The organism is Maridesulfovibrio sp. (assembly GCF_963676065.1).
Classification (GTDB): Bacteria; Desulfobacterota; Desulfovibrionia; order Desulfovibrionales; family Desulfovibrionaceae; genus Maridesulfovibrio.
The window spans coordinates 804380-818005 of the sequence record NZ_OY780933.1 but is presented as its reverse complement, the minus strand read 5'-3'; the positions used below and the strand labels follow the sequence as shown (position 1 = coordinate 818005).

Annotated in this window: 13 protein-coding genes; 7 read left to right on the top strand and 6 right to left on the bottom strand. The window is 48.5% G+C overall.

Annotation, left to right across the window (positions count from 1 at the left end; genetic code table 11):
- Positions 1 to 105: 105 nt before the first annotated feature.
- From ACKU35_RS03655 to ACKU35_RS03625, 7 genes are all read left to right on the top strand, one after another.
- Positions 106 to 1029, top strand: a complete 924-nt coding sequence (locus ACKU35_RS03655) for a ParB/RepB/Spo0J family partition protein (protein ID WP_319763240.1) — start codon at positions 106 to 108, stop codon at positions 1027 to 1029.
- Positions 1030 to 1116: 87 nt separating this feature from the next.
- Positions 1117 to 2127 carry a D-glycero-beta-D-manno-heptose-7-phosphate kinase gene (gene rfaE1 / locus ACKU35_RS03650; RefSeq protein ID WP_319763238.1) on the top strand — a complete coding sequence of 337 codons (1011 nt, stop codon included), beginning with the start codon at positions 1117 to 1119 and terminating at the stop codon, positions 2125 to 2127.
- 83 nt (positions 2128 to 2210) lie between these two features.
- Positions 2211 to 3470: a GAF domain-containing SpoIIE family protein phosphatase gene (locus ACKU35_RS03645; protein WP_319763236.1), complete on the top strand. Its 1260-nt coding sequence runs from the start codon at positions 2211 to 2213 to the stop codon at positions 3468 to 3470.
- 37 nt (positions 3471 to 3507) lie between these two features.
- Positions 3508 to 3816, top strand: a complete 309-nt coding sequence (locus ACKU35_RS03640; RefSeq protein WP_319763234.1) for an STAS domain-containing protein — start codon at positions 3508 to 3510, stop codon at positions 3814 to 3816.
- A gap of 83 nt (positions 3817 to 3899) precedes the next feature.
- The gene (locus ACKU35_RS03635; RefSeq protein WP_319763233.1) at positions 3900 to 4289 is read left to right on the top strand and encodes a DnaJ family domain-containing protein; all 390 of its coding nucleotides are present in this window, start codon (positions 3900 to 3902) and stop codon (positions 4287 to 4289) included.
- 6 nt (positions 4290 to 4295) lie between these two features.
- Positions 4296 to 5666: a WD40 repeat domain-containing protein gene (locus ACKU35_RS03630; RefSeq protein ID WP_319763231.1), complete on the top strand. Its 1371-nt coding sequence runs from the start codon at positions 4296 to 4298 to the stop codon at positions 5664 to 5666.
- Positions 5667 to 5714: 48 nt separating this feature from the next.
- On the top strand, positions 5715 to 7052 hold the full coding sequence (locus ACKU35_RS03625; RefSeq protein ID WP_319763229.1) for an ATP-dependent 6-phosphofructokinase: 1338 nt from the start codon (positions 5715 to 5717) through the stop codon (positions 7050 to 7052).
- 99 nt (positions 7053 to 7151) lie between these two features.
- Here the strand turns inward: ACKU35_RS03625 and ACKU35_RS03620 are convergent, their stop codons facing one another.
- The 6 genes from ACKU35_RS03620 to sppA form a co-directional block, all read right to left on the bottom strand.
- On the bottom strand, positions 7152 to 8477 hold the full coding sequence (locus ACKU35_RS03620; RefSeq protein WP_319763227.1) for an HD domain-containing protein: 1326 nt from the start codon (positions 8475 to 8477) through the stop codon (positions 7152 to 7154).
- Between the two features lie 120 nt (positions 8478 to 8597).
- A complete protein-coding gene (locus tag ACKU35_RS03615) occupies positions 8598 to 9869 on the bottom strand; it encodes a dihydroorotase (protein ID WP_319763225.1) in 1272 nt (423 codons plus the stop codon).
- Between the two features lie 133 nt (positions 9870 to 10002).
- Complete coding sequence (locus ACKU35_RS03610; RefSeq protein ID WP_319763223.1) at positions 10003 to 10926, bottom strand: aspartate carbamoyltransferase catalytic subunit; 924 nt, start codon at positions 10924 to 10926, stop codon at positions 10003 to 10005.
- Between the two features lie 33 nt (positions 10927 to 10959).
- A complete protein-coding gene (locus tag ACKU35_RS03605; RefSeq protein ID WP_319763221.1) occupies positions 10960 to 12102 on the bottom strand; it encodes an amidohydrolase family protein in 1143 nt (380 codons plus the stop codon).
- 41 nt (positions 12103 to 12143) lie between these two features.
- Positions 12144 to 12503, bottom strand: coding sequence for a hypothetical protein (locus tag ACKU35_RS03600; RefSeq protein ID WP_319763219.1), 360 nt, complete (start codon positions 12501 to 12503; stop codon positions 12144 to 12146).
- 89 nt (positions 12504 to 12592) lie between these two features.
- The gene (gene sppA / locus ACKU35_RS03595; RefSeq protein ID WP_319763217.1) at positions 12593 to 13561 is read right to left on the bottom strand and encodes a signal peptide peptidase SppA; all 969 of its coding nucleotides are present in this window, start codon (positions 13559 to 13561) and stop codon (positions 12593 to 12595) included.
- Positions 13562 to 13626 lie beyond the last annotated feature (65 nt).

The window sequence follows — 13626 nt, the reverse complement described above, 5'->3', positions numbered from 1 at the left end:
ATTGTTATTGATGGGTTCTGGATACATTAATCACGGTTTTGATCAAGTCAAAGGAAATATTGTCCGGTCTGTATTTATGGACCTGAAAACATAAGGAGAAAGTCCATGGCAGGTGTCACTGGCGGTTTAGGAAGAGGACTTGATGCTCTTCTCGGTGGAGGCAGGGGGGCTGATGAAAATACAGCTCCGGAGGCTTCAATTGATGCCCGGCAGATAGGAATTGATATGATCGTGGCCAACCCTAATCAGCCGCGAAAGGAATTTTCTCCTGAAGCATTAAAAGACTTGTCAGAGTCTATTCGGGCGAAGGGGGTGCTTCAGCCTGTATTGGTGCGCCCTGTTGCAGGACGTAAGAATCGCTTTGAGCTGGTAGCCGGTGAACGGCGCTTGAGGGCATCTAAACTTGCCGGGTTGGAAGAAATTCCTGCTCTTGTCAAGGAAATGACCGATCTTGAAAGCATGGCCATCGCCTTGATTGAAAACCTTCAGCGTGAAGATCTCAATCCAATTGAAGAAGCCAAAGGTTACCAGGAATTGATCAGTAAGTTCGGTTTAAGTCAGGATCAACTGGCCGGTCAGGTCGGAAAAAGCCGTTCCGCGCTTTCAAACTCCATGCGCCTGCTGACCCTCTCCGAACCTGTTCAGAATGCTATTGGGGCAGGTAAAATTTCCGCAGGCCATGGTCGGGCGCTTATGGCGGTGGCTGATGATGATGCCCGTGATGAATTGTTTGATAGACTCATGAACAGTGGGCTATCCGTCCGGCAATGTGAAGGTGCAGCTTCATACTTTAAAGAACATGGTGAGCTTCCTGAAGGTGACGCTCCTCCCAAGCGTAAATCTACTGCTAAAAAGAAAGAGCCTAGGAAAATTGATGAGAACCTAGAATTGATCAAAGAGCGCCTTGAGTCTGCCCTTGAGACCAAGGTGGCATTCAGCGGCTCAAAGAATAAAGGGAAGCTGACTATCAGTTATGCGGACGAGCAGGAGCTTGAGCGGCTGGTGGCGATTCTTGAACTTCGTTCATGATTATTTACAGATCATCAGAGTTGTACAAAATCTGATTCTCAGCCGTGCTTTTATTGAAAAGCAGGACAGTATAAAAGGACTTATGGAATGGATAATAAAATTTTAAGCATTCTCCCGGAGCTCAAAGACCGCAAAGTGCTGATCATTGGAGATGTGATGCTTGATCATTATGTGATTGGCTCGGTTGAGCGCATTTCCCCGGAAGCACCGGTGCCCGTGGTTCAGGTGACTGAAGAGAAGTATCTGCTCGGTGGAGCCGGCAATGTGGCCCGCAATATTTCCGCTCTTGGCGGAGAGCCTCACTTAACAGGTTTTGTCGGTAATGACGGCGAAGGTGAGGTGTTTGAACAGCTGTGCAAGGATTCCGGTATTCCCTGTTCCCTGTATGAATCTGATGATCGCCCGACAACAAAAAAAACACGGGTTATGGCTCATAATCAGCAGATGGTCAGGGTTGATCGGGAAAAAACTGTCGATTTCGATGATGCACTTATGGACCGGTTGTTTGCGTTTCTTGAACGCGAGATCTGTGATTACAAAGTGGTGATCCTTTCTGATTACGGCAAGGGGCTTCTTTCGCAGTCTTTCTTTGAAAGGTTTTGGAATCTGCTCGAAGAAAAGCATCATAAGCCTCATATTCTTGTCGATCCGAAGACAGCAAATTACGACCGTTATAAAGCTGTAACTATGCTTACTCCCAATTCCAAAGAGGCAGGAGAGGGAGCTCATATGGATGTTAAAACGAGAGAAGATGTGCTTGAAGCCGGCCGTAGACTTTTTGACCGCATCGAACCTACACATCTGTTGATTACCCTTGGTGGAGACGGTATGGCTCTTTTTGAATCCCGCGAGGTGGTCAAGCACGTTCCCACATTTGCGCGTAAAGTTTTTGATGTGACCGGGGCAGGGGATACTGTTATCGCGAGTCTGGGACTCGGCCTTGCCGCAGGACTTGATCCTCTCACTTCCGCAGTCCTTGCTAATTATGCCGCGGGAATTGTTGTCGGACAGGTCGGAGCGGCCACAGCATCTGTGGAAGAGCTTGCCGAAGCTGTGCGAGACTGGCCTAAGCCGGAAGTGAACGTCTGGAGTGAATAGTTTCAGCCGTTTAAAAATATGGCAAAATGGTGTTTTTTTATTAATTGTATTTAAATAATTCTGATTTGTTCCGGGGAGGAGCTTTGAACGCACAAGCCAATAGATTAAAAAAATTGATTCAGGCTAATCAAGTTCTGGCCAATATTGAGTCGTTGGTGGATCTGCTGCCTCAACTCTTGAGATTGGCACAGGATGTTACCGGTGCAGAAGCCTCCTCAATCATGCTCTATAACAAGGAAAGGGACGTTCTTAATTTTGCATGGGCCATGAATGATGTGCTGGGCGAGAAGGCAATGAAGAATTTGAAAACAGGCTTTGAACTGCCCATGGGCGAGGGAATAGCCGGTTGGGTTGCCCTGAATCAGCATCCATTGAATGTTACTGATGCTCAGAATGATCCCCGCTTTTCCAAAGAGGCGGACAGCAAAACCGGATTCGTCACCAGATGTATTCTCTGTACCCCGATTGTTCATCAGGATAAATTACTGGGCGTTGTACAGGTCCTCAATTCCGTGAACAAAGATTGTTTTGGCAGTGAAGATGAGGAGCTGCTTGAAAGCTTCGGTCATTTGGCGGGAGTGGCGCTTGTCCGCTCGGAGTTGATGCTGCAGCGTCTTAATCAGCAGAAATTTGAAACTCAGCTTGAAGCAGCCTCCCGCATACAGAAACAATTTAATCCCCGACAGCCTAAACTGGATAACGGCAATCTGATATGGGGCAGTTCAGTCCCGGCTCATTTTGTGGGCGGTGATTTGTACGATTTCATACCTAACCCCGACGGAAGCTGGTACATTTACGTGGCGGATGTTGCCGGCAAGGGACTTCCTGCGGCCTTGATCATGTCTGCTCTTTGGACAAGAATCAGGGCGGAAGCTTTAAATGAACGAAATCCGGGCCACATGCTTAAAGCGATTAATGGCGGGGCATTTGAATTTATGAACGGCGATGTCTTCGCAACAATGGTACTGCTGCGCTATACTCCGGAAAGTGGAAAATGCGAATACGCCATGGCGGGGCATCCACTGCCGTTACTGGTCATTGGGGATAAGGTTGAACCTATCGGAAAAACCTTCGGACTTCCTGTGGGGATCCTTGATGATTGTGACTTCGAGACCGGCGAGATTAGCATCGGAAATGGTCAATCCCTGATTATTGTCACTGACGGAGTAGATGAAGCAAGAAATGGCGAAGGGGATTTTTTCGGAGAAGAGCGTTTGGAAGAATCTTTAAAACGGAGTGAAATTCCGCATGCCGGGGAATCTTTGCTGAAAGACGTCGCAGCATGGAGGGGAGAAACCCCGCCTAATGATGATACGACCGTAGTCGAAATATACAGGGCTTGAGACCGGGCTGTGATGCTGGTCGATTAAGGAGATATTTATGGGCACAGTCTGGAAAATGGAATCCTCGGTTAAGGATGTCCTGATCAAAATTATTGGCGAAGTTGATTTCACTGTAACCCCTGAGCTCAGGGAACACATGCATAATTTTGTTATGCAGACATCCGGCGAAGTCCGGGTTGATCTTTCCGAGCTGAATTATCTGGATAGCTCCGGTCTTGCTTCACTTATTGAATTGCGTCGGATTCTGCTAGAGGATAATCGCACTGTTAAGATCATTGCGGTTACAGAACCGGTAGACCGGATTTTGACCCTTACGCAGGTAAAATCTTTATTCGGTTTGGCTTAACGTTTCCGGAAGTTGAAATATCGAAGTAAATAAAATGATAAATGGTTCGGGAGAAGGGAAATCTTCCGCGATACGGGGCTCTGATGAATTTTATTGCGGCCATAGCTGAAACGAGAATTGAGGAAGCTGAACGGAAAGGTGAATTCAAGGATCTTCCCGGCAGGGGGAAGCCTCTTGAGCTGGAAGATGATTCCATGATTCCACCTGAACTGCGCATGGCATACAAGGCCTTGAAAAACGGTGGCTACCTGCCGCCTGAAATGCAGCTGAGAAAAGATATTCATTCCGCCCTTGATTTGCTTGAATATATGGAAGATGAAAAGGAACGCTATAGCCAAATGCAGAAGGTGAATCTGCTTTTCGAGCGCATTAAGAATATGCGCGGTAAGAAAATAGCTATTGATGAAGAAGATGAATACTATAGAAGCATAGTTGAGCGCATCACCTTGCAGAGCAGTAAAATCAAGGAATAATGAGGAATGAGTTTTAAAAAATTTAAAGCTGCGTATATCTTTCTGGCTCTTTTGGTTTTAACGACCGGCGTACCCGCCCAAAGTAATGCCGCTGCTAAAGAAAGGGTCGGGCAGGCATACATAAATGTGCCTTCCCAGTTGCGGAAAGGTACGTCAAAATCCCTGAAAAGTTATGTCTCCCAATTGCTGAATAAAAAATATGTCAGCGCAAGAAAATTGTATGATCCGCCTTTTATGGGACTTGAAGATAAACTTTTTATCTCAGTTAAAAGAGAAAAAGCATTGCCGATTATTGCCGGTGGAGTTGCTTCTTATGCCGGCAATGAAGAGGGACTTGCAGCAGCTCTTTATGACGGCACTGTCCGCATCTGGAGCAGTTTTCAGTGCCGCAAAGTTAGTCTGCCCGGCGGCGGTGGTGCTTTGCAGACAGGTTACGGGCCGGGCAGCCCGAAACTCGCTGCCACAGGCCGGTCCGGCAGCGAGATATATGTTTTCGACCTTGAGCAGTGCTTTCGGATTCCGGGTGAACTTCCTGTTGAGCATGGCCCGGTCAAGATGATGGCCCTCTCTCGAACCGGTGAATGGCTGGGAGTTATCGACAGTTTTAATGCATTGCTCTGCGGTCCTGTTTCTGGCCCCCTGCAGGAAATTTCAATACTTGAAGGTACTCCTCTTTACCTTGGCTACACCCCGGGACAAGGAGTGCTGGTGGCTGTGGAGGCCTCGGGTAGAATCATCAAGCAGGGAACCAAAAATCAGGTCAGCATGGGCCATGATGAAGTTCCCGGAGGACCTTTTGTAAATGCCAGAATGGCCGGATATGTGGTCTGCCTGACCCGCGATAACGGCAGTGAAGTTTATTGGGATTTACGGAAAAGGGCTACTGTGAAGAAGTCCGAAGCATTGAAGTTGCAACCGGCATGGATTTATGAGCAAAACGGCGGTCTGGTCTATTCTACCGGAGTTGATCGCTGGAAGATTACCGAACATCTGGGCAGGCCCATGTTCATTGTTTCCTATTCCGCGACACAAAAGTTACTCAGGGTACGTGATCTTGACCGCAAAACGCGTTACTATAGTACACTGGACGGGAAGGAGATCACTGAATCGGAAGCTGATGACTGGAAATTGATTTCACCCAGCAAAGGTGTATACAAGGCTGGTAAGAAGTTATTTCGTCTCTATGATCTTGTTTGCCAGCAGGGGACCATGCTCCTTTACGGCAGGTACATTAAGGACAGGTTCTATCTCTGGTGGGAAGAAGCCGGAACCACTGCACATTTGATGCTTCATCCCATGGAGCTTCCTATACGTGAATCCGTTCTGGCGGACAGTCCCGCTCTTTGGGTACCGCTTATTGAAGACGAATTAAAATAACTGCTATTTACGACTGACGGAACCAATGGATTCCGCGGGAGGTTTGAAATGGTTACAAAGGCAGATAAAGCACAGCAGATCAATACTGAAATTCCGGTGCTGGGCAAGGCGAAGATTCCTTCTCCGCTCAAACGGTGCGTGTTCATTGAGGATCAGGAAAGAACTCTGGTCAATCTTGCGGAAGAGGAAATGGATTCTTCCGTTGATTCTAATGTGTATCAGGAATTTGAAAAGGCGGGCCCCCGGGCATTTACATATTTCGATCCTTCAAAGACTAAATGCGCTGTAGTAACCTGTGGCGGACTCTGTCCCGGTCTGAACGACGTTATCCGTTCCATCGTACTCGAGGCTCATTACTTGTACAAAGTCCCGTCTGTGCTGGGGATACGGTTCGGATTACAGGGTTTCATACCCAAGTATGGTCATGATGTTGTGGAGCTGACAGCCGAAAAGGTCGCCAATATCCACCAGTTCGGCGGAACCATACTCGGCTCCTCTCGTGGTCCGCAGGACCCAGAAGAGGTTGTGGACGCCCTTGAACGCATGAATATCTCTGTACTCTTCATGATCGGAGGCGACGGAACCATGCGTGCGGCCCAGAAAATTGTTGAAGAAGTGGAAAAAAGAAGGATTAGGATCTCCATTATCGGGGTTCCCAAAACAATTGATAATGACATCAGTTTCGTAACCAAATCTTTTGGCTTTGATACCGCAGTGGATAAAGCTACTGAAGCAATTCAGTCCGCTCACGTGGAATCCGTAGGTGTTGTTAACGGGATAGGGCTGGTAAAGCTTATGGGTCGCGAGTCCGGTTTCATCGCCGCGCAGGCCACACTGGCGCTCAAGGATGTAAATTTTGTGCTTGTCCCTGAACATTCCTTTGAATTTGATGGCGAATACGGGCTGCTGCGCTCCCTTGAAAAACGCTTGGAAGAACGTCAGCACGCAGTAATCGTCTGCGCAGAGGGTGCCGGTCAGGAACAATGCGAATATACCGGGGAAAAGGATGCTTCCGGCAATCCGGTTCTCTGTGATGTCTGTACTCTTATCATCAGGCGTATCAAGGATTACTTCAAGGACAGCGGCAAGGATATAACCCTGAAATTTATTGATCCCAGTTATATTATCCGTTCAGTCCCGGCCAACGCCAACGACTGCGTATACTGCGGCTTCCTTGGTCAGCACGCCGTGCATGCGGCTATGGCCGGAAAGACCGGAATGGTCGTCAGCCGTTTGCAGGCCCGTTATGTGCATCTGCCGCTGGATCTTGTAACTACCAAGCGCAAAAAGCTTAACATCAAGTCCGACTACTGGCGGGCTGTACTCGAATCCACCGGGCAGGGTCATCTGCGGAATGATATGGAGAAGGATCTCTGCGAGAGATAAGCTAAATGACTTACGGGGAATGCCCGTAAAAAAGATCATAAAAAAGCCTCTGGAACGTTAAATTCCAGAGGCTTCTTATATTTATTGAGAGCTGGAGCTTTATGCTCTATTTGCCTGCTCAATCACATACTCAATGGCTTCATCCATGTTGCAAACGTCACCGGAAATCTGTGCTTTAAGCAGAGTTTCGCGGATCATACCAACGCGTGGGCCGGGTTTGAGTCCTGTGTGCTGCATGATCTCGTTACCATTGAGGAAAGGATCAAGTGCTTCTTCGGGGATATCGGCACGCTCAAGCATTTTCATGTTGTGGTTGAATTCTTTGTAAGTGGTATCGCGTGCTTTAATGTCCGCACGAACAATTTCGATCAGGCGGGGGTATTCATCCAGAGCCTTGAATTTACGGATACCTTTGTCAGTGAGCATAAAGTGGAAACGCATATGATTGCGTACCAGATCGCAGATCAGGTCCACATCTTCCTGAGGGAAATTCAGGCGAGTCAGGATTTTTCTGGTTACTTTTGCTCCAACGCGGTGATGCTGCAGGAACTGCCAGTTTCCGTCCACTTCTTCTGCGGTATAAAGTTTGCCCACATCGTGAAACATGCACGCTACCACGCCGAACCAGTCATAAGGAAGCTCTTCGGGGTAAAGGCGCATTACGTCCAGAGTATGGGTAAATACATCTTCGGTTTCACCTGTTTTGCTGTTTTTAACCTGAGTCAGGCGTGAAAGAGCGGCCAGCTCGGGAATAAGGCCGTGCAGGAGCATGGTTTCAAAAAGCAGGGAAACGAAAACATACATATTTTCCGCTTCAACTTTGCGCCATTCATCCATGATTTCGGGAACCGGAACGTAGTCGAGAATACGTTTGCAGGAACGGATGATTGCGATTTTGGTATTTGTTTCAATGGGCAGATTGTAGTTTGCTGCGAAACGCAACGCCCTGATACCCATGAGATAATTACTTTTTAGAGCCTGGTCCGGGATGCCCAGCAAACGGACTTCACCACTGGAAAGCTCTGCAAATCCTTCATACTGATCCTGTGCCTTGGGAATGTAGGGACAGGCCAGAGACATGGGGATCTGATGTTTTTTCTCCAAAGCTTTGAGCAACCTTGGAGTCATACGGGATACGCTTTCTTCAGGATGCGCGGAATTGCTGGTTTCAGCAGGATAGAAGTATAAAGTGTTCCCACCTTCTTTCAGCACTGCGGTTATGTCATTTTGACCGGATGGCTGGACGTTGGGAAAAAGCTTGCTCAGTCTTTTGAAATCAAGCTCGGTGGAAATATCCAGTTCAACTTCTTCGCCTTTGTCGTCGATGGTAAGTTTCTGAAGTCTTTCATTAATAATGTAAGCATCATAGCCGTTACGCATGATGGTTTTACAAATTCCCACCGCGTCCTTGAAAGGTTCGCTCATTAATCTCTCCTTATCAAAAATAGACATCCTGCCGTATCGGCAACAGATGTAAGTCAACTATATAAAATTATTAGTTTTTACCCTTTTCTAAACAGACTTGTTAACAATCTGTTAAACAGGTCATACTATTTTTTTCCCGGTAAGGAAATGGCTTATAACCCGTCCTTTCATGGTTTGTCCGCGGAAAGGAGTGTTTTTGCCCTTGGAATGCATGGTTGAGGAATCCAGTACCCACTCTTCATTGGGATCAAAGAGGAAAAAGTCAGCCGGATCACCTTTTTGAAAGCTGTTCAGGGGCAGGTTAAAGGTTTGGCAGGGGGCGGTAGTCCACATGCGGATGAAATCATCAAAAGCAATCTTACCATCGGCAACCAGTGACCATGTTAGGGACAAAGCCGAATCAAGCCCGGAAATGCCGCAGGGGGCATACATGAATTCAACTTCTTTTTCATGGGCAGCGTGGGGCGCGTGGTCAGTGGCGAACATATCTATGGTTGAGTCTTTGATGCCGGCCAGAAGCGCTTTTACATCATCTTTGGTACGCAGTGGCGGATTGACTTTAGTGTCGGAGCTGTAGTCCTGCAGTGCTTCTTCTGTGAGCAGCAGGTAGTGTGGGCATGTTTCGGCTGTAACTTTTACCCCACGTCTCTTGGCCCATGCGATCAGGTCCACGGACTTGCGGCAGGATATATGAGCCAGATGGATGTGCATGTCCAGATATTCGGCCATAAGCAGATCCCGGGCAACCTGCGTGGCTTCGGCTACATCCGGCTGTCCGGCGAGACCCAGCACGGATGAAATCCGACCTTCGTTTACCCCGGCAGCGGGTGCCAGATAAGGATCTTCACAATGGTCAATGATGGGTTTACCCGTATCGGAACCGTATTCCATGGCCCGGCGGAAAAGCTCACTGTTTTTAACCGGAACACCGTCATTGGAAAAGGCGGCGCATCCGGCTTCAGCCAATTCGTGCATGGGAGTGAGTTCTGCTCCTTCCAGTCCTTTGGTCAGCGCGCCGATGGGAAAAAGTCTAGGTCCTCCTTCCGGGAAAGCTGCTTTTGCTTTGCGGAGCATTTCATCGGTGACCACGGCATTATCATTGATGGGGGCAGTGTTGGCCATGCACATGATATTTGAAAAGCCGCCATGTACCGCAGCTTTAAGACCGGATGCGATGTCTTCCTTGTATTCAAAGCCCGGTTCACGCAGATGGGTGTGCACGTCTGTAAGAGAGGGCATAAGCATCAGCCCTTTGGCTGCAACAACCTCAGCTCCCTCATACATGGTGTCTGAGGAGGGAATTACATCTAAAATTTTACCTTCAGCAACAAGAAGATCAACTTCTTCGCCTTTCCAGACAGCCTTACGGATTACTAATTCGGGACTGATCATGTTCAGTTCTCCTAAAAGATAAATCGCAGAAATTATATATTCAATGCGGCGAAGCCCTACTAGAGTTATTGAAGAGTCCAGAGAAATATTTTTACAAAAAATTTCTTTGGTCTCAGAGAGCCGCCGGAGACATCTATTTCTTTCGAGTTAAGTATAAATAAAGCAGGGCCATGCGGGTAGCGACACCTGATGCCACCTGATCAAGCACGAGACTGGACTCGCAATCGGCCAGTTCGGAGTTGATTTCAACACCGCGGTTCATGGGGCCGGGATGCAGAATTTTCACATCGGGATTGGCCAGTTCAATCTGCTTATGACCGAGACCGAAATAGTTGGAATATTCACGCAGGTCAGGCAGCAATCCATCCTGCTGGCGTTCAAGCTGCAGACGAAGGCACATAACAGCATCGACGCCTTTACAGGCTTCATTTATGTCCGTGAATACTTCAGCCGGCCAGTCCTTGATAAAAGGCGGCAGCAGGGTACGCGGACCGCAGAAACGGACCTTGGCGCCCATTTTATTAAGCAGGATCAGGTTGGACCGTGCTACGCGGCTGTGGGCGATATCGCCAAGTATGAGTATCGTCTTGCCCTCAAGGGAGCCCCATTCCTGATAAAGGGTGAAGCTGTCCAGCAGGGCCTGCGTGGGATGGGCGTGACGTCCGTCACCGGCATTGATGATACTGCAATCAAGACGTTCGGCCAGAAACTGCGCTGCGCCGCTGGCCCAGTGGCGGATGACGATTCCATCCGGATTCATGGCCTGCAGGGTCAGGGCGGTATCTTTTAGGGTTTCTCCCTTGGTCAGGCTGCTGGAGCTTTTGGCAAGGGAGAAGGTATCGCAGGAAAGACGCTTACCGGCCATATCAAATGATGTTTTGGTCCGGGTGCTTGGTTCGGCAAAAAAAAGGACCACGCTATGGCCTTTCAAGGTAGGTACTTTTTTTACCGGACGGGAGTTGATTTCCTGAAAGTAAGTGGCAGTTTCAAAAACGTGCTGCACTTCCTCTGTGCTGAGCTGGGTGACATCCAGCAGGTCCTTATGTCGCCATTCCATAAGTCTTCCTCTTGGTTGTGGTGCGAAAACGTATTAAAATAAAAGATCTTCAAGCTTGTTAGGGACTGACGCGTAAACCGCGCGCTTACCCTTTTCCAGCGATCCGTATGAGTCAAAGATTTTAAGCGCCCGGGCGCTGTTTGTGGTTACAAGTGCCAGAGCTTCAACCGGGGACATTGAAATTTTAATATTTTTGAGCAGGTATTCCAGCTCATTCCACATGGACAAGTCATGATTGGAAGCGATGCTGTCCGTTCCCAGACATGTGTTTATACCAGATTCCAGAATCTTTTCCCACGGTGCGCGGCCTTCTCCTATGTATGCATTGGAGCGCGGGCAGAGGCAGACATTTACTTTCCGTTGTTTAAGGGTGATGATGTCAGTTTCCGAGACTCGAACACAATGAACCGCAAGGGTGGATTGATCCAGTAATCCGAGGGAATCTGCATATTCCACCGGGCGCAGTCCCTTCTTTCCACAATCGGCCAGCAACCCGACTCCCTTGAGCATTTGCGCAAATTCTCCGCTGCCTGCCGCAACAATTTCGTCTTCTTCGGCATTCTCTGCCATATGTATAGGATAAGGCAGACCGGCTGCATCATCGGCTTTCTTTACGGCTTGCAGAAATTCCGCTCCGGTGGAGTAGAGCGAGTGCCCTGATCCGGCGGCCCGGCCGTGTGTATACTGTTTTTGCGGGAAGAATTTCGCTCCTTCTTTGGGAATTTGCACCCCGATCGCTTCGCAGCAGGCGAAGAAGCCCATGCCCAGCTCATCCATGATCGATGCGACCTGAGCGCAGTTGCGGGTGGAGATATCAACGCAAAAGGCTGTTCCCTCTGCCTGCATTTCCAGAACCGCTTTGCGGACGGCTTCAGTCTCAAGTTCATAAAGAGGGTTGGCGAGCAGCGATTTGATCCAGCCGGTGAATCCCTGCCCCTGCACGGTCATGCCGGTCAGGTGGGAAAGCTCAAGATGTACGTGGGCGTTGATCAGTCCCGGAACAATTGTAACATCACCGAGGTCTTCCACATCACCGGAAAAATCTTTTTTAAGCTCGGACCAAGGTCCAGCATCGAGTATGCGGCCCTGATCATGGAGCATCGCAAAATCTTTGATTACCGGCTCTTCACCGCTGGTCATTGTTACGGCTCTCGCCGCTCTTATGCATTTTGTCATGGGCAAAAAAATGCCGGACCAACAAGGCCCGGCAGGAATAATTATTTTTTAGTGTTAGGGTCTTCAAAGAAGACGTAATTAGTAGAGTAGTCGCTGAATTCAAAGTAAACCTTATTTTCATCAGGATCAGCTTTGCCGTTCAGGTTGGCATCAAGAACGCCGTAACCGAATCGGTAGGGACGCTGTGTTCTTTCCTTGGTGCCGGAAGCAGTGGATAGCTTATCGATCTTAATGAATCGCTTTACCAGTTTACCGCCGGAATATATTTCAAGAACACCGTTAACGCCGGTCCAGTTCTGGATAGAGCGGCCGATGCGGTTCTGGGTTTCCTGCGTACACGCGCTGAAAACAGCAAGAGAAAAAATCAGGATGAGTGTATAAATCAAGCTGTTTTTTTTCATTTGGTTCTCCTGCTGAGGTTTACTGTCTTCAGTTCAAACGGGCAGTTCATACATGTTTTTTTCTGGAAAGCAAAGCAGTGAGTCTATAATCATTCCGCCGCGGGAAGCCAGAGATAATGAAATCCGGCCTTGGGCGGCAGGAGGTTTCCTGCGTCAATATTGATCAGCGCCGGGCTTAAAGCCTGAGATGATGCGGAGTTGTAAAGAGTATCGTCGGGATAGTTCTTACGTTTGTAAGTGATGACTTCCGAATTTTCAGAAATGCCGGCCAGTTCACACGCTTTTTTTACCGCGTCGGGCAGGTAGCCGAGACTGTCCACAAGTCCTGCTCTTTTCGCGCCGACAGCACTGAAAACCTGCGCGGTGAAGACTGTTTTCAAGTTTTCATCGGAAATGGGGCGGTGTTTTTTGACCAGTCCCTGAAAACGGTCCGCGTAGTCTTTGATTATTTTATCGATGATTTGTTTCTGCTCAGCAGTGTCAGGTTTGAAGGGAAATCCCATATCCTTGTTGCGGCCTGACTTGGAAACCTCAACGGATACACCTATCTTGTCCAGCAGTCCCGCAACCTTGGGCCGGATAAAGATTACCCCTATGGAACCGGTCAGAGTTGTCGGGTGGGCCATGATGTGATCTGCGGGGAGGCTTATGTAATACCCGCCGGAAGCAGCCACATCCATCATGGATACAACTACTTTAGCGCCGGTCTTTTTCTTAAAGCGCATTATTTCATTATATAAAATATCGCTGGCGGTAACTCCGCCTCCGGGAGAATTCACCTTGATCACCACTGCCTTGATGTCCTCATCGCTTGCGGCTTTTTTCAGACGGGAGGAAACCTCCTGTACAAGGCTGGGATAGCTGCCCAGCAGTCCGCGCTTGCTTTCATCGGATATGGTTCCGTCTACGGAGATTACGAGAACTTTTTGCGGTCCGTCGCCCTCAAGTTTTGTTTCCAGCAGGGGATCGGTGCCGTCCGGGAAAAAATTAACCCGGGGCTGACATCCGCAAAGGGCGATTGTAACGATTATGAGTATGATCAGTGATGTCTTTTTCATGGATAATTGGCTCCTTGGATACCAAGAAAGTAGCAGATGGAGATACTTAAATAAAGTGAGTAAGG

Coding starts and splice junctions, on each gene's coding strand:
- ACKU35_RS03620 (WP_319763227.1), bottom strand. CDS start 8,477: ATGAGCGAACCTTTCAAGGACGCGGTGGGAATTTGTAAAACCATCATG.
- ACKU35_RS03630 (WP_319763231.1), top strand. CDS start 4,296: ATGAGTTTTAAAAAATTTAAAGCTGCGTATATCTTTCTGGCTCTTTTG.
- ACKU35_RS03615 (WP_319763225.1), bottom strand. CDS start 9,869: ATGATCAGTCCCGAATTAGTAATCCGTAAGGCTGTCTGGAAAGGCGAA.
- ACKU35_RS03640 (WP_319763234.1), top strand. CDS start 3,508: ATGGGCACAGTCTGGAAAATGGAATCCTCGGTTAAGGATGTCCTGATC.
- ACKU35_RS03625 (WP_319763229.1), top strand. CDS start 5,715: ATGGTTACAAAGGCAGATAAAGCACAGCAGATCAATACTGAAATTCCG.
- ACKU35_RS03635 (WP_319763233.1), top strand. CDS start 3,900: ATGAATTTTATTGCGGCCATAGCTGAAACGAGAATTGAGGAAGCTGAA.
- ACKU35_RS03655 (WP_319763240.1), top strand. CDS start 106: ATGGCAGGTGTCACTGGCGGTTTAGGAAGAGGACTTGATGCTCTTCTC.
- ACKU35_RS03605 (WP_319763221.1), bottom strand. CDS start 12,102: ATGACAAAATGCATAAGAGCGGCGAGAGCCGTAACAATGACCAGCGGT.
- rfaE1 (WP_319763238.1), top strand. CDS start 1,117: ATGGATAATAAAATTTTAAGCATTCTCCCGGAGCTCAAAGACCGCAAA.
- ACKU35_RS03610 (WP_319763223.1), bottom strand. CDS start 10,926: ATGGAATGGCGACATAAGGACCTGCTGGATGTCACCCAGCTCAGCACA.
- ACKU35_RS03600 (WP_319763219.1), bottom strand. CDS start 12,503: ATGAAAAAAAACAGCTTGATTTATACACTCATCCTGATTTTTTCTCTT.
- sppA (WP_319763217.1), bottom strand. CDS start 13,561: ATGAAAAAGACATCACTGATCATACTCATAATCGTTACAATCGCCCTT.